Origin of the sequence: Streptomyces sp. NPDC097595 (genome assembly GCF_044761525.1) — a bacterium.
Lineage (GTDB): Bacteria > Actinomycetota > Actinomycetes > Streptomycetales > Streptomycetaceae > Streptomyces > Streptomyces drozdowiczii_A.
On sequence record NZ_JBIWCN010000003.1, the window covers coordinates 225095 to 247791 of the forward strand.

Below are 22697 nucleotides of genomic sequence, written 5' to 3' on the forward strand. Positions count from 1 at the left end.
GCCTTCACCATGGCGTTCGGCGCTTACGCGTAGGGCCGGCACACAGCACCACCCCCCCCCCCCCCCCCCCCCGCCCCGCCCCCCCCCCCCCCCCCCCCCGGGGGGGGCGCGCGCCCCACTGCCCCCGGCCGGGTCGAGCACCCCCCTTCCTCCCGGCCGGGGGCGCACTCCTGTCGCGATCCGTTACCCGCGCGCCCGGTTCACCGCCGACAGCACCGCCGCCACGGACGCGGCCACGCCCGAGGCGTCCCGGCCCGCGCCCCAGCGCTCCTCGCCACCGACGCGGCAGCGCGCGTACGCCGTCGCCGCCCCGGTCCCGTCCGGCCCCTGCTCCACCAGGTCCAGGACGGCCGCCTCCACTCCCGCCGCCGCCAGCGCGTCCGCGAACGCCGTGACGGGGCCGGTGCCCGTTCCCTCGTAGTCGCCCTCCCGGTCGTCCACGCGCAGGGTGCAGACGAAGCGGTGCTCACCGGCCGGGCCGGTCTGCGCCGACCAGGAGGTGAGGGCGACCCCGCCGTCCCGCCCGGGGACCAGATACGCGGCCTCGAAGAGGTTCCACAGGTCCTTGCCGGTGGCCTCCGCGCCGCTGTCGTCGGTCGCCTCCTGGACGGTACGGGAGAATTCGGCCCGCATCCCGGCCGGCAGGTCGACGCCGTGGCCGGTGCGCAGCAGATGGGCGATGCCGCCCTTGCCCGACTGCGAGTTGACCCGGATGACGGCCTCGTACGTGCGCCCCACATCGGCCGGGTCGATCGGCAGGTACGGCACCTCCCACAGCTCCGACGCGCTGTCCGTGCGGCGGGCGAAGCCCTTGCTGATGGCGTCCTGGTGGGTGCCGGAGAACGCGGTGTACACCAGGTCCCCGCCGTACGGGTGGCGCGGCGGCACCGGCAGCCGGTTGCAGTGCTCGACCGTGCGGCGGATCTCGTCGATGTCCGAGAAGTCGATCATCGGGTCGACGCCCTGGGCGTGCAGGTTGAGCGCCAGGTTGACCAGGTCGACGTTGCCGGTGCGCTCCCCATTGCCGAACAGGCAGCCCTCCACCCGCTGGGCGCCCGCCAGCACCGCCAGTTCCGCGCAGGCCACGCCCGTGCCCCGGTCGTTGTGCGGGTGCACGGAGAGGATCACCGCGTCCCGCCGGGCCAGGTGGCGGTGCATGTACTCGATCTGGTCCGCGTAGACGTTGGGCGTGGCGATCTCCACGGTGGCCGGGAGGTTGTGGACGACCGGCCGGTCCGGCGAGGCGTCCCACAGCTCGGTGAGGCTGTCGCAGATCTCCAGGATGTAGTCGGGCTCGGTCAGGTTGAAGACCTCGGGCGAGAACTGGAACCGGATGTCGGCGCCGGGCCTGGCCCGGGCCAGCCGGTCCATCTGCCGGGCCGCGTCCAGCACCACGCCGTGCACCTCGGCCCGGTCGCGGCCCAGGACCACCTCGCGCCAGACGGGGGCGGTCGCGATGTAGAGGTGGACGACGACGCGGTCCAGGCCCGCCACGGACGCGAAGGTCCGGTCGATCAGGTCGGCCTTGGCGGGAGTGAAGACGACCACGGTGACGTCGTCGGGGACCGCCCCGCTCGTCGCCAGGTGGCGTACGAAGTCGAAGTCGGTGCGGCTCGCGGACGGGTAGCCGACCTCGATCTCCTTGAAGCCCATCGCCACCAGCAGGTCGAACATCCGCCGCTTGCGCGGGGTGTCCATCGGCTCCGCCAGCGCCTGGTTGCCGTCCCGCAGGTCGACCGGCACCCACAGCGGGGCCCGTTCGATACGGGCCTGCGGCCAGCTCCGCCCGGTCAGCGGGACCGCGACCCGGTCGAACGCGGAGCGGTAGCGGTGCGAGGGCATGGAGCTGGAGCGCTGCGGGTTCCAGCGGGGCGCCGCCTGGGGGACCGGGCCGCGCGGCGTGCAGATGGTGGGGAAGCTGTGCATCGGGGACCGGGCGTCGGACGTGGCCGCGGACATGGACTCGGGCATGGACGGTGTCTCTTCTCGCATCGCCGGATGCGACCGGCCCAGCACGGCACCCCGCGGCGGGGTGCCGATCGCTTCAGGCCCCGCCGCGGCAGCCGAGAAGGAGGAGACCGCGGTACGTCATGGGCGGTACAGTAACCAGAACGCAACCCCTCAGACAACCTGACAGGTGAACGACGTGTCCCGGCTCGGCCCCCTCCGCCCCAGTCCCCTCGTAGAGCAGGCGACCAGCCATCTGCGGACGCAGATCACCGAGGGGCACTGGCCGGTCGGCACGAAGCTCCCGGGCGAGACGACTCTCGCCCGCGAGCTGGGCGTGGGCCGCTCCACGGTCCGCGAGGCGGTCCGTACGCTCGCCACGCTCGGACTCCTCCGGTCCCGCCAGGGCGCCGGCGTCTTCGTCGTCGCGGACCACGTCACGGAGGACTGGCCGGTACGGCTGCGCCGGGCATCGGTCACCGACGTCTACGAGGTCCGCATGCTCGTCGAGGTCCAGGCCGCCCGCCTCGCCGCCCGCCGCCGCACCGACGAGGACCTCACCGCCCTCGACGCGGCGCTCACGGCCCGGCTGAAGGCGGGCGCGGGCGTCGACGACGCGGACTTCGTGGACGCGGACATCGCGGTGCACCGGGCGGTCGTGGCCGCCGCGCACAACCCGGTCCTCACGGACCTCTTCGCCGAGTTCGTCCCGGCCCTCCGCCAGGGCCTCATCGACCTCGTGGACCTCCTGGGCCTGCGCCGCCAGGACCCCCACCACGGCCACCCGGGCCACCGCGCCCTGGTCACCGCCATCGTCGCGGGCGACCCGGACCGAGCGGCCCGGGCCGCCCAGGACGAACTGGAAGCGACACTGGCCCGGCTGCGGGGGGAGTGACACCGGAGGGCCCCCGCTCCGCCACCATCCGGACCTCGGCTTCGGGCAAAGAAGGCGTGGGTCCGGATCAGTGCCCCCTCCATGCCGTACCCCGTTCACTTCCCGGCGGGGTCCGCAGGGCTTAGGCGGACTGTTTCCGGGCCGTGCCGGAAAACCGGCACCAGGGCCGGTTTTCCGCGAGGGCTCCCTCAAGATCCATTGTCAACCCGCCCCCCACCTGCGGGAATTCAAAACCGCGACCCACGCCGCAACGCGGCGCACCGCTTTGGCAAGCCTTCGGCCGGACACGGTCTCGTGACTTGCAGGACACGCTCGCGCAACGGAAGCGTCTTCAACTCTTGACACCCACCCCCCGCAGGCAGCAATCTTCCGACATCGACGCATGGGAGCGCTCCCACATCACGCGGGGGATTCCCCGGGTGAACGGCACTGCCCGTGTACTCCCCCCAAAACCATCCGGCACCCGCACTCACCAGCGCGTATGCCACGCAGTGAGCCAGTCCCACCCTGGAACAAGGAGTAGTGGAATGCGTATCACCCGCACCGTCGCCGGCCGCGGCCGCAGAGTCGCGGTCCTGGCCACCACGGGCCTGACCGCTTCGGCGCTGCTGCTGACCGGCTGCAGCAGCGACGACTCCGATTCGAACGAGTCCTCCGACGCGAACGGGAAGATCACGCTGACCGTCGCCGACTTCGGCCAGTTCGGCTACAAGGAAGCCGGTCTCTTCGCCAAGTACCACGAGCTGCACCCGAACATCACGGTGAAGGAAGACACCACCGCCGATGAGAAGGTCTACTACCCCAAGCTGCTCCAGCAGCTGAACTCGGGCAGCGGCCTCGCCGACGTCCAGGGTCTCGAGGTCGGCCGCATCAAGGAGCTCGTCGACACCAAGGCGGACCAGTTCGCCGACCTGGGCAAGGTCATCGACGTCAACGAGTTCGTGTCGTGGAAGGAGAAGCAGGCCACCACGGCCGACGGCAAGGTGATCGGCGCGGGTACCGACATCGGCCCGATGTCGCTCTGCTACAACACCGAGCTGTTCAAGAAGGCCGGTCTGCCGACCGACCGCAAGGAGGTCGCCGCCAAGATCGCCGGTGGCTGGGAGGACTACCTCAAGCTCGGTGAGGAGTTCAAGAAGAAGGCCCCCGCGGGCACGTACTTCATGGACTCCGCCAGCGCCATGTACAACGCCGTCGTCAGCTCCAACGCGAAGCAGTACTACGACGAGAGCGGCAAGGCGATCTACAAGGACAGCCCCAGCGTCCAGCAGGGCTGGAACCTCGCGGCCGAGGCCGCGGACAAGAAGCTGACCCAGGGCCTCGCCCAGTTCAGCGACCCGTGGAAGGCCGCGCTCCGCAAGAGCACCATGGCCACCGTGGTCTGCCCCGCCTGGATGGCCGGCCAGATCTCCGTGAACGCCGGTGACGCCAACAAGGGCAAGTGGGACATCACCACCGCCCCCGGCACCACCGCGGCCAACTGGGGCGGCTCCTTCCTCGGCGTCCCGAAGGCCGGCAAGAACGTGGACGAGGCCGCCAAGCTCGTCAAGTGGCTGACCGCCCCCGAGCAGCAGGCCGCCGTCTTCAAGGCGATCGGTTCCTTCCCGTCCAACAAGGGCGCGTACGAGCTGGCGGACGTGAAGTCCGCGACCCTGCCGTACTTCAACGACGCCCCGATCGGCCAGATCTACGCCGATGAGGCCAAGTCCATCCCCGAGACGATCCTCGGCCCGAAGGACGCGGCCATCAAGGACACCATCTCCACCCAGATCAACAACATGGAGCAGCGCGGCACCAAGCCGGACGCCGCGTGGGAGGCCGCGACCAAGTCGATCGACAAGGTGATCGGCTGACGTTCGCCAGGGCGTGTCCGGCCACCTGACCAGCCGGACCCGCCCGGGCGCGGGCGGCCCCTCCCCGGGCCGCCCGCACCCGCGTGTTCCTGAGGGGTGCGGCACGACGGCCCAGCCATCCCGTACCCGGGTAACCCAAGCAATCCAGGGAAGGACTCCCGCTCGTGGCCACCTCGACTCCCACCCGGGACGCATACGCGCCGCCACCCCGCGGCTCCCAGCACAAACCGGTGGACGCCCGCCGGCAGACGTGGCGGAGCCGGCTCTGGCGGTTCGACGACAAGGCGTCCCCGTACGCCTACATAGCCCCGTTCTTCCTCGTCTTCGGCGCCTTCGGGCTCTACCCGCTGCTGTACACCGGCTGGATCGCCATGCACCGGGTCGAGATGACCGGCATGGACCAGATGGAGTGGGTCGGCTGGGAGAACTTCGACAAGATCCTGCACGACTCCGAGTTCTGGACGGCTGTCAGCAACACCTTCCTGATCGGTGTCATCTCGGTCGTCCCGCAGCTGCTCGTCGCGCTCGGCCTGGCCCACCTGCTCAACTACAAGCTGCGGGCCAGCACCTTCTGGCGCACGGTCATCCTCACCCCGTACGCCACCTCCGTGGCCTCCGCCGCCCTCGTCTTCGCCCTGGTCTTCCGGGCCGACGGCGGCCTGCTCAACTGGGCGCTGCACTTCGTCGGTCTCGGCGACACCAACTGGGCCAACGGGCACTGGACGTCCAAGATCGCCATCGCGGTCATCGTGATCTGGCGCTGGACCGGCTACAACGCCCTGATCTACCTCGCCGCGATGCAGGCGGTGCCGTCCGACCTGTACGAGGCGGCCTCGCTCGACGGCGCCTCGCGCTGGCAGCAGTTCCGCAAGGTGACCATCCCGTCGCTCCGGCCCACGATCCTCTTCACGATCGTCATCTCGACCATCGGCTCCATGCAGCTGTTCGGTGAGCCCCTGCTGCTGGAGGGCGGCACGCTCGGCGCGACCGGCGGCAACGAGAATCAGTACGAGACCCTCAGCGTCTACCTCTACAACTACGGCTGGAATCTGGGGCACCTCGGTCCGGCCGCCGCAGTGGCCTGGGCGATGCTCGCCCTCCTGCTGATCATCGCCGCGGTCAACTGGCTCATCGGCCGCTTCGTACGCAAATCCGCGGTCTGACCGGGAGCGATATCCAATGACCCTCACCAGCCCCACCAAAGTCTCGGAGCCCGGCCTCCCGGCGCGTTCCGTCCACCGCGCACCGAAGCGGCCCAGCCGCTTCAAGCCCGGTGCCGGGCAGCAGCTGAAGGGCGGCCCGTTCGCGTACGTCGCCCTGGCCGTCATCGGCATCGGCTCGCTGCTGCCGCTGTACTGGACCCTCGTGGCCGCGTCCCACACCCAGGACGAGGTGCTGGCCACCACCCCGCCGTTCCTGCCGGGCGGGCGCCTCTTCCACAACCTCGACGCCGCCTGGACCCAGGCCCACCTGGGCAAGGCGATCGTCAACAGCGTCATCGTGGCCGGCTGCATCACCGCGGCGACGCTCTTCTTCTGCACCCTGGCCGGCTACGCCTTCGCCAAGATGCGCTTCCGCGGCCGCGGGGCCCTGATGACCGGGGTCATCCTCACCCTGACGATCCCGCCGCAGCTCAGCGTCGTCCCGCTGTTCATGATGATGGCCGACCTCGGCTGGGGCGGGAACCTGGAGTCGGTGATCTTCCCGACCCTGGTCAGCGCCTTCGGTGTGTTCTTCATGCGCCAGTACCTCATGGAGGCGCTGCCGTACGAGCTGATCGAGGCCGCCAAGATCGACGGCGCGAACAACTTCCGCATCGTGCTGAGCGTGGTGCTGCCGGTGGCCCGCCCCGCGATGATGGTGCTCGGCATGCTCACCTTCGTCCAGGCGTGGAACGACTTCTTCTGGCCCTACCTCGCCCTGAACCAGCAGAACCCCACGCTTCAGGTGGCCCTCGGCCAGCTCAGCGCCTCGTACACCCCCGACACCAGCATCGTGATGGCCGGCGCGCTGATCAGCACCCTGCCGCTGCTCGTGGTGTTCGTGATCTTCGGCAAGCAGATCGTCGGCGGCATCATGTCCGGCGCCGTCAAGGGCTGACCCCCCGCTCGCCGCAGCTGTGTCACGGAGACGTACGGTCCCGCCCGCCCCGTGGACCGTACGGGCCCCGTAGCCCCACCCGTCAACGCCCCTGTCCTTCACACCCCTGGGAGCGCTCCCGCATGACTGCTGTACGACCTGACATCGCCCCGAAGCCGGTGCCCGAGGCCCCCACGACCTTCCCGACGGGCTTCGTCTGGGGAGCGGCCACCGCCGCCTACCAGGTCGAGGGTGCCGCCGCCGAGGACGGGCGGACGCCCTCCATCTGGGACACCTTCAGCCGCACCCCCGGCAAGGTCCGCAACGGCGACACCGGCGACATCGCCGCCGACCACTACCACCGCTACCGCGACGACGTGGCCCTGATGAAGCAGCTGGGGCTGAAGGCGTACCGCTTCTCCATCTCCTGGTCCCGGGTCCAGCCCACCGGCCGCGGCCCGGCCGTCCAGCGCGGGCTCGACTTCTACCGCAAGCTCGTCGACGAGCTGCTTGAGGCCGGCATCACGCCCGTCGCCACCCTCTACCACTGGGACCTGCCCCAGGAGCTGGAGGACGCGGGCGGCTGGCCGGAGCGCGCCACCGCCGAGCGGTTCGCGGACTACACCGCGATCATGGCCGGCGCGCTCGGCGACCGCGTCGGTACGTGGACCACCTTCAACGAGCCGTGGTGCTCGGCCTTCCTCGGCTACGGCTCCGGGGTGCACGCCCCCGGCCGCACCGAGGCGGCCTCCGCCCTGCGGGCGGCCCACCACCTCAACCTCGCCCATGGCCGGGCGATCGAGGTGCTGCGCGGTCAACTCCCCGCTGCCGCGCAGACCTCGGTCACCCTCAACCTCCACCAGGTCCGCCCGCTGACGTCGAGCCCCGAGGACGCGGACGCCGCCCGCCGCATCGACGCGGTCGGCAACCGGGTCTTCACCGGCCCGATGCTGCACGGCGCCTACCCGGAGGACCTGCTCGCGGACACCGCGCACGTGGTGGACTGGTCGAAGCTGGTCCAGGACGGCGACCTGGAGGCCATCGCGCGCCCGGTCGACGTCCTCGGCATCAACTACTACACGCCGACCCTGGTCTCCACGCCCGACCGTGCCGGAAGCGGTTCCGGCAACGATGTCCACGGCGCGAGCGACCACTCGCCCTGGCCCGGCTCCGAGCGCATCGCCTTCCACCTCGCCGACGGCAAGCCGACTACCGCGATGAACTGGTCGATCGACCCCAACGGGCTCTACAACCTGCTCATGGACGTCACCCGCGAGCACCCCGGCATCCCGCTCATGGTCACCGAGAACGGCGCCGCCTTCGACGACTACGTCTCGCCCGAGGGCCGCGTCCAGGACCCGGAGCGCATCGCCTACCTGCACGGACACCTCGACGCCGTGCAGCGCGCGGTGGCCGCCGGCGCGGACGTGCGCGGCTACTTCCTCTGGTCGCTGATGGACAACTTCGAGTGGGCGTACGGCTATTCGAAGCGGTTCGGCGCGGTGTACGTGGACTACGCGTCGCAGCGCCGCATCCCGAAGGCCAGTGCCCACTGGTACGCCGACGTGATCCGCCGCCACGCCCTCCCGCCGCTGGAGGACCGCGCCTGATCCCTTCCGGTACGCCCTGTCCGTACCGATGCCTCCCCCCGAGACCCGGCACCCGTTGCCGGGTCTCGGCCCATTCGCCCCCCGGCCTGTGCGTTCCGCTTGACCACGCGCGTAGAGTGGGAGCGCTCCCACAAAGGGAGCGGGGGAGCGGCCGACCGGTCCCACAGAGTGTCAAGGGAACCAACGCCAGGACTTGGTTTGGTTATCCGACTGTGAGAAATTGACCGCGAACGGGAGGCAGCCATGACGGCAGCGCGAGTACGGAGCGGGGGCCGGCCCACGCTCGAAGAGGTCGCGGCGCGGGCGGGGGTCGGGCGGGGCACGGCCTCGCGCGTCATCAACGGATCGCCCCGGGTCAGCGCCCACACCAGGGAGGCCGTCGAGGCCGCCGTCGCCGAGCTGGGTTACGTGCCCAACCGCGCGGCCCGCGCACTGGCCGGCAACCGCACGGACGCCATCGCGCTCGTCGTGCCCGAGTCGGAGAGCCGCTTCTTCGCGGAGCCGTACTTCTCCGACATCGTGCGCGGGGTCGGCGCCGCCCTCGCCGATACGGAGATGCAGCTGCTGCTCACCCTCGTCGGCAGCGACCGCGAGCGCCGCCGGCTCGCGCAGTACCTCACCGCGCACCGCGTGGACGGCGTGCTGCTGGTCTCCGTGCACGCCGACGACCCGCTGCCCGACCTGCTCGAACAGCTCGGCATGCCCGCCGTGATGAACGGGCGCAGATCCGCCGCCGAGTCCCTCTCCTCCGTCGACTCCGACAACTTCGAGGGCGCCCGCACCGCCGTGGAACACCTCGCCTCGCGCGGCCGCCGCTCCATCGCCACGATCACCGGCCGGCTCGACGTCTACGCCTCCCAGAGCCGCCTGGACGGATACCGCCAGGCCGTCCGCGACGCGGGCCTGGAGCCCGACGAGCGGCTGATCGCCCCCGCCGACTTCTCCGAGGAGGGCGGCGCCCAGGCCATGCGCGACCTGCTCGCCCGCCGCCCCGACGTGGACGCGGTCTTCGCCGCCTCCGACGTGATGGCCGCCGGCGCCCGCCAGGTCCTGCGCGAGGCCGGCCGCCGCATCCCGGACGACGTCGCCCTCATCGGCTTCGACGACTCGGCCGTGGCCCGCCACATGGACCCGGCCCTCACCAGCGTGCGCCAGCCGATCGAGGAGATGGGCCGCACGATGACCCGGGTCCTGCTCGACATGATCGCGGGCGAGAACGCGGACCGGGCGCAGATCGTGCTCCCGACCGAGCTGGTGGTCCGCGACTCCTCGTGAGGCCGGGTTGCCGCAACTCGGTTTCCCCGGGGCGCACTTCGAGTAGCTTCTGAGGCGTGGACCCTTCTCTGACCGCTCTGATCGTCGCCGTGGTGGGGGTGGCGGGCACCCTGCTGTCCGGCGTGATGGCGCACCGCAGCGCCCTGCGTGCCAAGACGGTGGAGCTCGACCGCGCGGAGCGGCTGCGCCGGGACGAACTGCTGGCGGACGAACGCCGCGAGAACCTCGCCGTACGGCGCGCCTCGTACGCGGTGTTCAACCAGCGCCTGCGGCAGTTCCACTCGGTCCTCTCCAAGGACTACTTCGCCCTCGCCGCCGGGGAGGCGCGCCCCGAACGGGGCCGGGAGCGGGAGGAGCCCCGCCGCGTCCTGCGCGATGTGTACGCCGAGGCGCAGATGGTCATCAGCGACGAGGTGCTGACCGTCGCGGGCGGCGTCGTGCACCAGCTGCACCGCATCCATGCGGCGCTCCTCCGGCACGAGCAGGGGGAGCCGGCCGACGATTCCCTGGCGGACATCAGGGAACGGCTGGAACGGGCCTCGGAGGGCCTGTACGAGGTACGGCAGACGATGCGCCGGGAGCTGGGAGTCTCGGCGCTCCCGGTCGCCCGGCCCGAGGGCTACGGTGCCCCGTGAGAGGGCGCCGTGCGGAGGAGCGAACCATGACCCAGCACTGGACCAGGTCCACCTACTGCGACTCGGCGGGCCCCGACTGCGTCGAGGTGGCCCTGCCCCCCGGCCCCGCGACGGCGGTCCGCCTGCGCGACTCCAAGACCCCGTCCCTCCCCGCGCTCGCCTTCGAGCCGGACGCGTGGACGGAGTTCGTCGGCTCCGTCGAGCAGTTGAGCGCTGGTTCGACGCGTCGGTGCGGGCAGGGTTTGTGAGCGTGCCGTCCGGCCCGGCTGATCAGTGTTCCGGCTCGATCCGGACGCCGTCGGCCTCCAGGCGGTGGAGGTAGCCGAGGATCGCGTCGAAGCCGGTCGGCCGGTAGAAGCGGATCACCATGTTCCAGCCGGGCACGGTGGTCATGTTGTTGGGCCGGCCGGGGGCGTTGAAGCGGAAGGTGTAGGTGCCGTCGTCGTTGGGGACGGCCGTGCGGTGGTTGTACGCGTAGTCGTCGGTGGCGATGAACCCGTCGGGGCCGTAGGTGGTGACGGAGAAGAACCCGCCCGCGTCGAAAGCCAGCGGCGGAACGGGCAGGGTGAGGGCGGCGGGTCGCAGCTCGGCGGCCGCGCCGGTGGGCACGATCTTCGGGTAGTAGAGGGCGTGCTCCTTGGGCAGCCCGGCCCAGCCGCCGGCGGACGCGATCAGGAACGTCTGGGGGTCGACCGCCCCGGCGGTGCCGAAGCCCTCCCAGCTGTCGACCGTGGGGGCCAGCTTCAGCAACTCGGTGCGGACGTCGTCCAGCGACCGTTTGTCGAAGCCCTTCGGCTCGTAGGGGAGCGCGGAGGCCGCCTCGATGACATAGGCGTCCTGGTGGCGGTGCGCGTCGTGGAAGCCGCCACCGTTCTCCGGGCGCACCTCGGTGCGGATGTTGAGCCACACGTGGTGGCCGAGGGTCACCATGTCCGGCGTGACGGTGAGCGCGTCGCCCGGGTAGAGGTGCGCGAAGGAGTACTGGTTCTCGTCCAGGATCTGGATGATCGAGTACCGGTCTCCCCCGCGCCGGGGGTTCGCGATCACCGCACCCCGGGAGACGTCGACCACCGCGTGGCTGTACAGGCAGTCCTTGTTCTCCCGGATCACCACCTGGTTGTCCTTGTCGGAGAACCCGCGCGAGTGCCGGATCGTGTTGACCGGATGGCTTCGGGAGTGCTCGGCGAAATAGTGATCGGTTTCCGCCACGGTGAAATTCGTCCTGTCCACCCGGATCATGAGCACGCCCGTCGCCGTCGCTGGCCCCGCACCTGGCGGGATCATGGTGGCGCCAGCGTAGGCAGCGGCTGCCGCCAAGCCGCGCCTGTACCGCCACGACACCCGGCACACACCGGTTCCTTGCCCCATTCGAGGTGACGCCTCGGGGCTCCGGCGGTCACTCGCCGGGCGGCGCCGGCTGTCGCTCTTCGTCCGTGCGCGGGTGCCGGACCAGACCTTCGAGCATCAGGTCGTAGACGGCAAATGCGCGCTGGTCGAGCTCTTCGAGTTCGAGGCCGAGCTCGCGGGCGATGGTCTCACGGAATATGGCGTAGCCGAGGTACGTCGCCGCAGTCATCGCGTGCATGGCCAACCCGTCGGCATCCTCGGGGAGTTCGCCGCTCGCCCGATCGCGTTGCAGCGCTTCCTTGGTGCGGTCCAGCTCCGGGAAGAGGCTGAGCTCGGGGTCGCCGTCGAGGACCAGCAGGGCCTCCATGCGCAGGAGCTGGGTGTGCTCCAGCGCGTATCGGAGCATCGTGCGGCGCCGCTCCACGAACGACTGGTCCCAGTGGCTCCGCGCGCCGAGTTCGCTGGTGTCGATCAGGCGGCCGATGGCCGCGCGCAGCAGTGTCCGGCGGTCTCCGAAGTACTGGTAGATCTGGCCGTGGTTGACCCCGGCCTCCTTCGCGACCTCGCGCAGTGTGATGCCGGCGAGTGCTCCGTCGCGTTCCAGGAGGTGCAGAGCGGCGTCCAGCAGGTCGGACTCCGTCTCCTGGCGGGTGCGCCGTCGACGCTTGGCGGGTGCTGCGGCTGGCTGGTCCGGCATGACACTCCCAAAAAACTACTGGTCGGTAACCCATTGTCGGGTGAGCACTCGCGACGTACCGTCCCATATCAACGTTCCGTTGTTAACGAACCGTTGATTAGGTGGACGCATGACCGACACACAGCTACCGCTGGCTGGAATACGCGTACTCGACGTCTCGACCGTACTGGCCGCCCCCGTCACCGCGACCTTCCTGGGTGATTTCGGCGCCGACGTGGTCAAGGTCGAGGAACCGGGCCGCGGCGACTTCACCCGAGGGGGCGCAGGCCAGGACGCCCCCGGCAAGCGCTCGCTGCAGTGGGTGCAGGAGGGCCGCAACAAGAAGTCGGTCACCATCGACCTGCGCACCGAACGCGGCCAGGCACTCCTGCGCGACCTCGTCCCGCACTTCGACGTCGTCGTGACCAACTACCGGCCGCCGACGCTGGAGAAGTGGGGCCTGGGCCCGGAAGCACTCAGGGCCCTCAATCCGCGCGCCGTGCTGGTGTTCCTGACCGGGTACGGACTGACCGGCCCCTTCCGGGACCGGGGCGCCTTCGACCGGATCGCCAGCGCCTTCTCGGGGCTGACCTACGTCAGTGGCGACCCGGACCGCCCGCCGGTGCGCTCGGGGTACTCGGTGATCGACTACATGGCCGCCTACATGGCCGCGTTCGCCACGATGACCGCCCTCTACCACCGCGACCTGCGCGGCGGCGAGGGACAGATCATCGACCTCGCCCTGTACGAGGCCGGCTTCCGGGCCTGCGAGAACGCGCTCATCTCCTACAGCGGGACCGGTGCGGTCCGGGAACGGCTCGGCAACCGCAACCCCAACATCGCCCCCGCCAGCGACTTCGACACCGCCGACGGGCGCCGGGTCTCCGTGCACGCGGGGACCGACCCCCTCTTCCGCCGACTCGTGCACGCGATGGGGCGTCCCGAGCTGGTGGAGGACGAACGGTTCGCCGAGCGCAACGAACGGCTCGCGCACCAGGAGGAGCTGTACGGCATCGTCGCGGCCTGGGTCGCCACGCTGGAGGCCGATGCCGTGGTGACGCTGCTGAATGACGCGGGCATCCCGTCCGCGCCGCTCATGAACGTCGCCGACATCGCCGCCGACCGCCACTACCGCGAGCGCGGCACCATCGCCGAGGTCCACGACGAGCACCACGGCGACCTGCTGATGGCGGCGCCGCTGCCGCACCTGAGCTCCACCCCGGGCTCCATCCGGAGCCTCGGCGCCGCGCTCGGCGAGCACACCGACGAGGTGCTCGCGCACTACCTCGGACTGGACGCCGACGCCCTCGCCGCGCTCCACGCCGACGGCGTCGTCTGACGCCACCGCTCCGCCGCCCACCGACCCTCTCTCCGACGACGCAGACAGGCGTGACGACCATGACTCGACAGCAAGGGGCTCTGCCCGACGTGGCGGACCCCGCCGCGGTTCCCCCGCCGCGGCGCGCATGGCTGATGGCGTTCATGATCTTCGCCCTGGCCATGATCAACTTCGGGGACAAGACCGTCCTCGGGCTCGCCGCCGACCCCATCCGCGACGAACTGGGGCTCAGCCAGAGCATGTACGGGCTCGTGGCCAGCAGCTTCTTCGTCCTGTTCAGCATCTCCGCCGTCGTCGTCGGGTTCATCGCCAACCGGGTCGCCACCCGGTGGGTCCTGCTCGCGCTCGCCATCGTCTGGTCGCTCGCACAGCTGCCCCTGCTGCTCGCGGCATCGGTCGGCACGCTGTTCGCCTCGCGCGTCGTCCTGGGCGCCGGCGAGGGTCCGACGGCCGGTGTTGCCGTGCACGCGCTGTACAAGTGGTTCCCGCCCAAGCGGCGCGCCCTGCCCAGCGCCCTGTACATCATCGGTTCCGGCATGGGCGTTTTCATCGCCGCCCCGGTGCTCACGCATCTCATCGACGACAACGGCTGGCGTGCCGCGTTCTGGGCGCTCGCCGCCACGGGCGCGGTCTGGGCCGTGCTGTGGTTCCTGATCGGTCGCGAGGGCCCCTTCGGCGTCACGTCCGACGGCAAGACGCAGGCCCCCGAACCGGCCGAGGCCGTCGAGCCGAGCAGTGAGCCGTCCTCGTACCGCCGCTTCCTCGGCAGCCGCACCTGGTGGGGCGGTGCGATCGGCGGGTTCGGGGCCTACTGGACCGTCGCCCTGGGCTCCGCGTTCCTGCCCTCCTATCTGAAGGACCAGTACGACTACACGTCAGCGCAGGCCGCCCAGGCCGTCGCCCTCTATGCCGCGTTCACCGTCATCGTCCCGCTGACGGTCAGCCCGTGGACGGCCCGGCTGTTCCGGGCCGGCGTCTCCTCCCGCCGCTCGCGCGGCATCACGCAGGGAGCGCTCGTCCTGGCAGCCGGGACGGCCCTGGCGTTCCTGCCGTTCGTCGACGCGAAGGCGGGGCAGCTCGCCCTGGTCGCCGTCGCGTTCGGCTTCGGCGTAGGCGCGTTCGGACTGTCGTACGAGACGACCTCGGAGGTCACCCCGGTGGACCGGCGGGGTGCCTCGCTCGGGCTGCTGGTCGCGATCCAGACGCTTCCCGGGCTGATCGCCCCGGCCGTCACCGGCGTACTCATCGACGCCGCCTCCGACGACACCGCCGGCTACACGATCGCGTTCGTATTCGGCGGCATCCTGACCGTCGTGTGCGGCCTCGTGGCCGTCCTGACCGTCAACCCGGAGGGCGATGCCCCCGGGACTGTGGTCCTGCCGGACGCCCAGCCGCTTCCCGCCTGACTCTCATCCCTCACGCTTCCGGCCCGCAGGCCGGAGACCGCACGAAAGGTTCGTCCGCCATGCCCACCCAGCAGTCCGCCGTCATCGAGATCGTCAACCCCGCCACCGAGAAGGTCGTCGGCGAGGTCGTCAACCACACCCCGGAGCAGTGCGGCAGCGCCGTCGAGGCGTCCGCCACCGCGCAGCGCACCTGGGCCGGCCTGCCCGGCGAGGCACGCAGCCAGCTCCTGTGGAAGTGGGGTGAACTGGTCGAGACGAACCACCTGGAGATCGCCCAGCTCGATGTGCAGTGCACGGGCAAGAACTTCCCGGACGCGATGATGGAGAGCCACCGCGGTGCCCGGCACGCCCGTTACTGGGCGGGCCGCGCCGACAAGCTCTTCGGCCAGCAGCTCGCCGACGCCCCCGGCCGCCTCTCCTACAGCATCCTCGAACCCCTCGGCGTCTACGTCGTCGTCCTGCCGTGGAACGCTCCCGCGCACTCCTTCATGGCCCGCGTCACCCCGGCCCTGGCCTGCGGCAACTCGGTCATCGTCAAGCCGTCCGAGCTGTCCCCGCTCTCCGCCGTGCGCCTCGCGGAACTGGCCGAGGAAGCCGGCATCCCGGCCGGAGTCCTCCAGGTCGTCACGGGCGACGGCGCCACCGGCGCGTCCCTCTGCGCACACCCCGGCGTCGCCGGCGTCTCCTTCACCGGGTCCGTCCCCACCGGCCGGGCCATCGCCCACGCCGCCGCCGACACCTTCAAGAAGCTGACCCTGGAGATGGGCGGCAAGTCCCCGATCGTCGTGTTCGAGGACGCCGACCTCGACTCCGCCGCCCGCGCCGCGGTCCTCGGCATCCTCGTCAACGCCGGCCAGATCTGCGCCGCCTCCAGCCGCCTGATCGTGCACGCCTCCGTGGCGGAGGAGTTCGTGGAGCAGGTACGCGAACGCATGGGCCGCGTCACCGTCGGCGACCCCACCACCAAGGGCACCATGGTCGGCCCCGTCGTCTCGCGCGGCCAGTACGACAAGGTCCTCGGCATGCTGGCCCAGGCGCAGGCCGACGGCGCCCGCGCCCTGACCGGCGGCGGCGCCCACGACCCCGAGGGCCCCGGCTACTACGTCCAGCCCACCCTGCTCACCGACGTGCGCCCCGACATGAAGATCGCGAAGGACGAGGTCTTCGGCCCCGTCCTCACCGTGCAGACCTTCACCACCGAGGCCGAGGCGATCGAGCTGGCCAACGCCGGCGAACTGGGCCTCAGCAGCTACGTCTGGACCCGCGACATGGGCCGCATGATCCGCATGACCGAGGCGATCGACGCCGGTGTCGTGCACGGCAACACCACCCTGGTCATGGACTCCGGCCTCCCGTTCGGCGGCTTCAAGGACAGCGGCCTCGGCGGCGCGTACGGCGAGGACGCGGTCGCGGGCTGCACCCGCACCAAGCGCGTCACCCTCCGCGTCGCGGACGCCCCGCTGCCCAGCCCGTGGCCCGGCGTCTGACACTCGCAACCCCACCCCCGTACATCCGAACCAGGAGCGCCACCATGCCCACCCCCACCCGCATCGTCGTCCAGGACAAGCCCGGACAGCCGCTGGAACTGCGCGAGGTCACGCTGCCCGACCCCGGCCCGCACGACGTCCTCGTCAAGGTGCACGCCAGCGGCGTCTGCCAGAGCCAGCTGTTCTGGATGCACGCCCCGCACCCCGACCCCATGCTCTTCGGCCACGAGGGCTACGGCACCGTCCTGGCCACCGGCAGCGCCGTCACCCACGTCGAGGAGGGCGCCACCGTCATGGTGACGTGGCTGCCGCGCGCCGCCGACCGCACCCCGGGCCGCGCCTCGCTCGACATCCCGGGCCTGGGCACCGCCTACTCGCCCAACGTCTACACCTGGGCCGAGCACGCCTTGGTCGACGAGCTGTACGTCGTCCCGCTCGACGAGAAGAGCCGCCAGGACGTCGTCTCCGTCGTCGGCTGCGCCGTCCTGACCGGCGCCGGAGCCGTCACCAACGTGGCCCCGGTCCAGGCCGGCGGCAGCGTCGCCGTCTTCGGTGTCGGAGGCGTCGGGCTGTCGGCCGTCGCGGCCGCCTCGATCCGGGGCGCCAAGCACGTCATCGCCGTCGACCTCGGCGCGGACAAGCTGGAGTTCGCCAGGAAGTTCGGTGCCACGCACACCATTGACGGCAGCGAGGGCAACCCGGTTCAGGCGATCATCGACATCACCGGCGGCGGCGTCGACGTCGCCGTGGACTGCGTCGCCCTGCCGGAGACGGTCACCAACGCGATCAACGCGGCCCGCCCCGGCCGCCTCGGCGTCAGCATGGGTGGCACCGCGGTCATCGTGGGCCTGCCCAAGAAGCCGCTGGAGCTCAACATCGCCCAGCAGATCAACGGCAACATGCTCACCGGCCAGAAGTCCCTCGTCGGCACCACCGCGGGGGGCTGCCGCCAGGACGACATCGCCACCTTCCTCGACTGGCACCACACCGGCAAGTTCGACCTCAACGCCTTCGTGACCGACCGCTACCCGCTCGACGACATCAACCGTGCCGTCACCGACCTCGCCCAGGGCAAGATCCTCGGCCGGGCGCTCACCACGATGTAGTCCGTCGGCGTCGAAAGGGGCCTGCTCCCAGGCACCGGGCATCCCGGAGCGGGAGCGGGCCCCCTCGCGTCGCCGCGCAACCGCTGGAGGTTCGTTCGCCGATGAGCCGCATCGAGGGCCTTGACAGCCTGCCCCTGGTCCGTGGCGTCGCCCTCACCGGATTCCCGGACCTGGTCCGCGAGCTGGGCGGGCGCCCGGACGAGATCCTGTGCGCGGCCGGTATCGATCCCGTCGCCGTCGGCCGGTACGACACGCTGCTCAGCCACCGGGGCGTACGGAGCGTGCTGGAGACCGCCGCCGAGGCCACCGGAAGGCCGGACCTGGGACGGCGGCTCGGGCTGCGGCAGTCCACCGATGTGCTGGGGCCCGTGGTCATGGCCGGGCGTACCGCCCGCACGTTCGGTGAGGCCGCGGAGGTCTTCGCCCAGTACGTCCATCACGCCGCGTGTTCGGTGCGTGTCACATCGCGGCCCGACGAACATCTGGTCTTCGTGGAGCTGCGGTTCGAGGGCCGGCGATGGCAGCGGTACCCCCAGGTGACCGAGATGTGCCTGGCCCGGGGGCTGAAGGTGCTGCGGCTGATGCTGGGCGCGTCGTACCGCCCGCTCTCCGTCCACCTCCCGCACCGCGCGCTGTCGCCGGCCGCCGACTACGCACGGGACTACGCGGCCGTGACCCGTTTCGAGGAGCCCCGCACCGGATTCACGCTCCCCGCCGCCGACCTGGCCCGGCCTCTCGACCATGTCCCCGGGACGCATCGTGCGATGCTCCAGTACCTCAGCGGCGGCACGTCACCGGACGGCGAAGATCTGATCCGCTCGGCCGGTGACGTGGTCGCACGCATGCTGCCCGCGGGGCCGCCCACCGTCGAGGCGGTCGCCCGCCGGCTGGATCTGCACCCGAGGGCGCTGCAGCGCCGGCTCGCGGCGGAGGGGCTGTGCTTCTCGGAGCTGGTGGACCGGATCCGCCGGGACACCGCGGAGCGGTTGCTCACCGAGACCGCCATGCCGCTGGTGTTGCTTTCGCACCGCCTGGGATACGCCGAACAGAGCGCGCTGACCCGGGCGTGCAGACGGTGGTTCGGTGCCGCGCCGTCCGTCGTACGACGCGGCGCCGCGGCACGGAGGGTGTGCGACTCCGCCTGACAGGGCCGCACACCCTCAGTCCCTCCCGCTGCCCTACTGGACCGCGAGTTTGGCCATCAGGTCGCCGTTGGCGTCGTAGATGCCGTCGCCGCTGACCGACAGGTCGACATGGTTCACCGTGCCGCCGGTGAAGACGCCCCGCTCGACGCCGTACCGGTCGGTGACCGCGGCGCCCTCGTTGCAGGCGATGTTCGTCCACGACGTGTGGCCGTACATGAAGGGCACCGTACGGTCGACGCGGCCCTCGCACACCAGGGCCTTGTCCACGAGCACCCGGCCGGTGCCGCCGCGTCCGACACCGCCGCCGTCGTAGTCGAACTCGCAGCGGATCTCGTACGAGCCGGGGGCGAGCGCCACGCCGGCCTCGATGTCGTACATCTCGCGGCCCAGCCAGTTGTAGGTGAACGCGGGCCGGCCGTCGCGCAGATACAGTGCCCAGCCTCCGAAGTTGCCGCCCTGCGCGATGACGGCGCCGCGCGCGGTGCCCTCCGCGACCTCGACGCGGGCGGTGACCTGGAAGGAGCGGTTCTTCGTCTCGGGGATCACCGCGTCGCCGAGGTGGCGCATGCCGGGGTAGAGGCGTACCGAGGGTCGTCCCTCCGCCAGGCTCGGGCGGCCCGCGGTCTCGGGGAAGGCGCGTGCCACCTTGCGGTCGTCCAGCGGGAACACCTGGTATTTCGAGCCTTCGATGAGGAAGAGGTCCTGCAACTTCCTCAGCCGCTCCGGCTGTTCGGCGGCGAGGTCGCGGGCCTGGGCATGGTCGCCCGGCGCGTACAGCTCCCACACGTCGTCGGTGAACCTCGGCCGCTGGCCGAGCAGTACCCAGGGCACTCCGTGCATGGTGCAGGCGGACCAGCCGTCGTGATAGATGCCGCGGTTGCCGAAGACCTCGAAGTACTGGGTGGTGTGGCGCTCGGGCGCGTCCGCGTCGCCGAACGTGTACGCCAGCGAGACGCCCTCCATGGGCTTCTGCGTCACCCCGTTCACGGACGTGGGCTCGGGGATGCCGGCGATCTCCAGGAGGGTCGGCGCGATGTCGTTGACGTGGGTGAACTGCTCGCGCAGGCCGCCCTTTTCAGCGTCGCCGATGCCGGCGGGCCAGTGCACGATCATGCCGTTGCGGGTGCCGCCCCAGTGCGAGGCCACCTGCTTGGTCCACTGGTACGGGGTGTTCATGGCGTGCGCCCACGGCACCGGGTAGTGGTTGAAACAGTCGGGCCCCCCGATGTCCTCGATGTGCTCCAGCATGTCCTCAAGCGTGTCGGGGGACTGGTTGATGGTGGCGCGGTGGTTGAGGCAGCCGTCCATGCCCGCCTCGGCGCTCGCCCCGTTGTCCCCCAGCATGTAGATGACGATGGTGTTGTCGAGGACGCCGCGATCCTCCAGGGAGTCGATGACCCGGCCGACCTGTTCGTCGGTGTGGGTGCACATCGCCGCATACGTCTCCATCATCCGGGCGTACAGCCGGCGCGCGTCCTCCGGCCGGTCGGCCCAGGCGGGCATGTCGTCGGGGCGCTCGGTGAGTTCGCAGTCCTCGGGGACGACGCCCAGTTCCTTCTGCCTGGCCAGGGTCCGCTCGCGCTGCTCGTCCCACCCGTGGTCGAAGGCCCCCGCGTATTCCTCGATATAGCGGCGCGGCACCTGGTGCGGGGTGTGCGCGGCACCGAAGGCGAGGTAGGTGAAGAACGGCTTGTCCGGGGTGAGGGCCTGCTGTTCGCGGATGTCGGCGATGGCCCGGTCGGCCAGGTCCTCGCTGAGGTGGTAGCCCGCACGGTCCGGGGTGTCAACGGGGGTGGTTCCCTCGAACAGGGTCGGCTTGTACTGGTCCGTGTCCGCCCCCATGAACCCGTAGAACCGCTCGAAGCCCTCACCGGTGGGCCACCGGTCGAAGGGGCCCGAGCGGGACGTCTCCCAGGCCGGGGTCTGGTGCCACTTGCCCAGGCACGCGGTGCTGTACCCGTTGAGACGCAGGATCTCCGAGAGCGGGGCGCAGCTGTCGGGGCGCACCGAGTTGTAGCCCGGGTACGACGTGGCGATCTCGGTGATGCCGCCAGCGCCCACGGTGTGGTGGTTGCGGCCCGTCAGCAGGGCGGCACGAGTCGGCGAGCAGATCGACGTGGTGTGGAAGCGGGTGTACTTCAGCCCCTGCTCGGCCAGCCGCTCGGCGACCGGCATCCGGCAGGGCCCCCCGAACGGCGACGGTGCGCCGAAGCCGACGTCGTCGAGAAGGATCATCAGGACGTTCGGGGCCTGGGCGGGCGGGCGCAGCGGCTGGACCGGGTCGGGCCTCTCGCTGTCACGCACGTCCACCGGCGTCACCGCGGGACGGGACGGCGTGACGATGGGCAGGGAGCCTCGGTAGGCAGGGTCGACCATGGGGTGGTTCCTTCGTCGGTGGGTGGGAGGGGTCCGGGTTGCTCAGGACGCGGCCCGGACGGCGCGCCCGTACGCCCGTACCAGCGGGATCGCCGCCAGGAGCAGGAGCGAGGGGATGACCGAGAAGCCCAGCAGGATGCCCTCCCGGGCGAGCGGGGTCTGGGTCACGGGGTGGGCGAGTGTGGAGGAGGCGTAGCCGGTCACCGTGAGGACGACCGTGAAGCAGAGGGGGGCCAGGGCGTGGCCCGCGGTGTCGACGGCCGTCCATACCCCGGAGAAGGCGCCCGCCTGGTCCTTGCCGCTGCGCTCGGCGCTGAGGCGGATGCTTTCGGGCAGCATGGCGAAGAGCGAGACCTGAAGCCCGGCGAAGGCCACACCGAGTACGGCGCCGAGCACGGCCGTGGGTGCGACGCCCGTCTTCACGGCCGGGTACATCGCGCAGCCCGCCACGGCCCACAGCGCCATCGACGCCGACAGCACCCGGGGCTTGCCCCAGTTGCGGACGAGAGCACCCGCCCCGGGCACCGACACCGCGCCGACCACCGTGAACGCCACGAAGACGACCGCCTGGTGACTCCTGCCGCCCAGGTAGTACGTGGCCATGTAGGGCAGCCCGGCGATGGTCATGCCGGTGAGGATCAGCTTCACGAAGAACACGGCCACCGCGAGCGCGAAGGGCCGGTTGCCGCGCACCGCGCGCAGCGCCTGCGGGAGCGAAAGAGCCCCGCCGGAGGGACGGGAGCGCACCCAGCGGGTGCTCAGCACCGGGACCGCCAGCAGCGCCAGCAGGAAGGCGCCGATGACCAGGGACATGCGCTGGTAGGTGCCCGGGTTGTCGCCCTTGGTGAGGAGCGGGCCCACGACGCCGCCGATGAGCATGCCCACCGTGAAGAACAGCGTGCGCCAGGTCATGAGCCGGGTCCGCTCGTCGGGCAGCGGGGTCATCTCGGCGGGAAGGGCCATGAACGGCACCTGGAAGCACAGATAGGCGGCGGACGTGAGGATGAAGGCGAAGAACACCCACAGGGCCGCGGCGCTGCCGTGCGCCGGCGCGCTGAAGGTCAGCACGAAGGCGAAGGGGAGGACGGAGGCTCCGGCCACCATCAGCCGACGGCGGCGGCCGGTGCGTATCGCCTCACGGTCGCTGATCGCCCCGAGCCATGGGCTGATCACCACGTCGAACAGTTTGGGCACCGCAACCACCACCCCGGCGAGCGCCGCGGACACTCCGAGCGCATCCGTCAGATAGATGAGAAGCAGCAGCGCGGGCAGGGTGTTGAAGGCGTTGGCCGCGAGCGAGCCCGCCGACCAGCCCAGGACACGCCGCACGGACAGGGGGCCGGGGGCTTCCTCGTTCGACATGCCGACGACCAATCTTCGGGGGCCTGGGCCCTGGGTGTTGCACAGGGTGTGCCGACCGGCAGGGAGGAGGCGGAGACGTACGACCAGGGGGTCCACTCGGCGGCGCCGTCAGTGTGCGGCCGCGCGCGGCATCAGGTCTTGCCCCGGCAGCACAGACCG

18 protein-coding genes are annotated in these 22697 nt (G+C 71.1%); 13 read left to right on the forward strand and 5 right to left on the reverse strand.

Going from position 1 to position 22697, the window contains the following annotated elements:
• Window positions 1-183: 183 nt before the first annotated feature.
• A complete protein-coding gene (locus tag ACIQZN_RS05955) occupies window positions 184-1971 on the reverse strand; it encodes a 2-isopropylmalate synthase (protein ID WP_403988767.1) in 1788 nt (595 codons plus the stop codon).
• 166 nt (window positions 1972-2137) lie between these two features.
• Here ACIQZN_RS05955 and ACIQZN_RS05960 point away from each other — a divergent pair, with 166 nt between their 5' ends.
• From ACIQZN_RS05960 to ACIQZN_RS05995, 8 genes are all read left to right on the forward strand, one after another.
• Window positions 2138-2842 carry a FadR/GntR family transcriptional regulator gene (locus ACIQZN_RS05960; protein ID WP_403988769.1) on the forward strand — a complete coding sequence of 235 codons (705 nt, stop codon included), beginning with the start codon at window positions 2138-2140 and terminating at the stop codon, window positions 2840-2842.
• 527 nt (window positions 2843-3369) lie between these two features.
• Window positions 3370-4695 (forward strand): ABC transporter substrate-binding protein, encoded by a 1326-nt coding sequence (locus ACIQZN_RS05965; protein WP_403988771.1) that lies wholly within the window; start codon window positions 3370-3372, stop codon window positions 4693-4695.
• Between the two features lie 164 nt (window positions 4696-4859).
• The gene (locus tag ACIQZN_RS05970; RefSeq protein ID WP_330312101.1) at window positions 4860-5858 is read left to right on the forward strand and encodes a sugar ABC transporter permease; all 999 of its coding nucleotides are present in this window, start codon (window positions 4860-4862) and stop codon (window positions 5856-5858) included.
• Between the two features lie 16 nt (window positions 5859-5874).
• Window positions 5875-6795 (forward strand): carbohydrate ABC transporter permease, encoded by a 921-nt coding sequence (locus ACIQZN_RS05975; RefSeq protein ID WP_403988773.1) that lies wholly within the window; start codon window positions 5875-5877, stop codon window positions 6793-6795.
• Window positions 6796-6917: 122 nt separating this feature from the next.
• Window positions 6918-8384 carry a GH1 family beta-glucosidase gene (locus ACIQZN_RS05980; protein ID WP_403988775.1) on the forward strand — a complete coding sequence of 489 codons (1467 nt, stop codon included), beginning with the start codon at window positions 6918-6920 and terminating at the stop codon, window positions 8382-8384.
• A gap of 243 nt (window positions 8385-8627) precedes the next feature.
• Window positions 8628-9659 carry a LacI family DNA-binding transcriptional regulator gene (locus ACIQZN_RS05985; protein ID WP_403988777.1) on the forward strand — a complete coding sequence of 344 codons (1032 nt, stop codon included), beginning with the start codon at window positions 8628-8630 and terminating at the stop codon, window positions 9657-9659.
• 56 nt (window positions 9660-9715) lie between these two features.
• Complete coding sequence (locus ACIQZN_RS05990) at window positions 9716-10294, forward strand: hypothetical protein (protein ID WP_403988779.1); 579 nt, start codon at window positions 9716-9718, stop codon at window positions 10292-10294.
• 26 nt (window positions 10295-10320) lie between these two features.
• Complete coding sequence (locus ACIQZN_RS05995) at window positions 10321-10542, forward strand: DUF397 domain-containing protein (protein WP_403988781.1); 222 nt, start codon at window positions 10321-10323, stop codon at window positions 10540-10542.
• A 22-nt stretch (window positions 10543-10564) separates the two neighbouring features.
• Here the strand turns inward: ACIQZN_RS05995 and ACIQZN_RS06000 are convergent, their stop codons facing one another.
• Window positions 10565-11503 carry a DUF1254 domain-containing protein gene (locus ACIQZN_RS06000; protein ID WP_403988783.1) on the reverse strand — a complete coding sequence of 313 codons (939 nt, stop codon included), beginning with the start codon at window positions 11501-11503 and terminating at the stop codon, window positions 10565-10567.
• 187 nt (window positions 11504-11690) lie between these two features.
• Window positions 11691-12338 (reverse strand): TetR/AcrR family transcriptional regulator, encoded by a 648-nt coding sequence (locus ACIQZN_RS06005; RefSeq protein ID WP_403988785.1) that lies wholly within the window; start codon window positions 12336-12338, stop codon window positions 11691-11693.
• 109 nt (window positions 12339-12447) lie between these two features.
• Between ACIQZN_RS06005 and ACIQZN_RS06010 the strand changes: the two genes are divergently transcribed.
• The 5 genes from ACIQZN_RS06010 (at window position 12448) to ACIQZN_RS06030 (ending at window position 18800) form a co-directional block, all read left to right on the forward strand.
• Window positions 12448-13656 (forward strand): CaiB/BaiF CoA transferase family protein, encoded by a 1209-nt coding sequence (locus ACIQZN_RS06010; protein WP_403988787.1) that lies wholly within the window; start codon window positions 12448-12450, stop codon window positions 13654-13656.
• Between the two features lie 59 nt (window positions 13657-13715).
• Window positions 13716-15062, forward strand: coding sequence for an MFS transporter (locus tag ACIQZN_RS06015; protein ID WP_403988789.1), 1347 nt, complete (start codon window positions 13716-13718; stop codon window positions 15060-15062).
• 59 nt (window positions 15063-15121) lie between these two features.
• Complete coding sequence (locus ACIQZN_RS06020) at window positions 15122-16549, forward strand: aldehyde dehydrogenase family protein (protein WP_403988791.1); 1428 nt, start codon at window positions 15122-15124, stop codon at window positions 16547-16549.
• Window positions 16550-16593: 44 nt separating this feature from the next.
• A complete protein-coding gene (locus ACIQZN_RS06025) occupies window positions 16594-17655 on the forward strand; it encodes a zinc-binding dehydrogenase (RefSeq protein WP_403988793.1) in 1062 nt (353 codons plus the stop codon).
• Between the two features lie 101 nt (window positions 17656-17756).
• Window positions 17757-18800, forward strand: coding sequence for an AraC family transcriptional regulator ligand-binding domain-containing protein (locus ACIQZN_RS06030; protein WP_403988795.1), 1044 nt, complete (start codon window positions 17757-17759; stop codon window positions 18798-18800).
• A 33-nt stretch (window positions 18801-18833) separates the two neighbouring features.
• Here ACIQZN_RS06030 and ACIQZN_RS06035 read toward each other — a convergent pair whose 3' ends face one another.
• Both ACIQZN_RS06035 and ACIQZN_RS06040 read right to left on the reverse strand, forming a co-directional pair.
• Window positions 18834-21176, reverse strand: a complete 2343-nt coding sequence (locus ACIQZN_RS06035) for an arylsulfatase (RefSeq protein WP_403988797.1) — start codon at window positions 21174-21176, stop codon at window positions 18834-18836.
• Window positions 21177-21218: 42 nt separating this feature from the next.
• Entirely contained in the window at window positions 21219-22538 is a 1320-nt protein-coding gene (locus tag ACIQZN_RS06040) for an MFS transporter (protein ID WP_403988799.1), read from the reverse strand.
• Between the last annotated feature and the right edge of the window lie 159 nt (window positions 22539-22697).

Bases quoted from the DNA above. Each gene is read 5' to 3' on its own strand.
- ACIQZN_RS06015 (WP_403988789.1), top strand. From the start codon at position 13,716: ATGACTCGACAGCAAGGGGCTCTGCCCGACGTGGCGGACCCCGCCGCG.
- ACIQZN_RS06035 (WP_403988797.1), bottom strand. From the start codon at position 21,176: ATGGTCGACCCTGCCTACCGAGGCTCCCTGCCCATCGTCACGCCGTCC.
- ACIQZN_RS06010 (WP_403988787.1), top strand. From the start codon at position 12,448: ATGACCGACACACAGCTACCGCTGGCTGGAATACGCGTACTCGACGTC.
- ACIQZN_RS05955 (WP_403988767.1), bottom strand. From the start codon at position 1,971: ATGCCCGAGTCCATGTCCGCGGCCACGTCCGACGCCCGGTCCCCGATG.
- ACIQZN_RS05985 (WP_403988777.1), top strand. From the start codon at position 8,628: ATGACGGCAGCGCGAGTACGGAGCGGGGGCCGGCCCACGCTCGAAGAG.
- ACIQZN_RS06020 (WP_403988791.1), top strand. From the start codon at position 15,122: ATGCCCACCCAGCAGTCCGCCGTCATCGAGATCGTCAACCCCGCCACC.
- ACIQZN_RS05980 (WP_403988775.1), top strand. From the start codon at position 6,918: ATGACTGCTGTACGACCTGACATCGCCCCGAAGCCGGTGCCCGAGGCC.
- ACIQZN_RS06030 (WP_403988795.1), top strand. From the start codon at position 17,757: ATGAGCCGCATCGAGGGCCTTGACAGCCTGCCCCTGGTCCGTGGCGTC.
- ACIQZN_RS06025 (WP_403988793.1), top strand. From the start codon at position 16,594: ATGCCCACCCCCACCCGCATCGTCGTCCAGGACAAGCCCGGACAGCCG.
- ACIQZN_RS05965 (WP_403988771.1), top strand. From the start codon at position 3,370: ATGCGTATCACCCGCACCGTCGCCGGCCGCGGCCGCAGAGTCGCGGTC.
- ACIQZN_RS06005 (WP_403988785.1), bottom strand. From the start codon at position 12,338: ATGCCGGACCAGCCAGCCGCAGCACCCGCCAAGCGTCGACGGCGCACC.
- ACIQZN_RS05995 (WP_403988781.1), top strand. From the start codon at position 10,321: ATGACCCAGCACTGGACCAGGTCCACCTACTGCGACTCGGCGGGCCCC.
- ACIQZN_RS05975 (WP_403988773.1), top strand. From the start codon at position 5,875: ATGACCCTCACCAGCCCCACCAAAGTCTCGGAGCCCGGCCTCCCGGCG.
- ACIQZN_RS06040 (WP_403988799.1), bottom strand. From the start codon at position 22,538: ATGTCGAACGAGGAAGCCCCCGGCCCCCTGTCCGTGCGGCGTGTCCTG.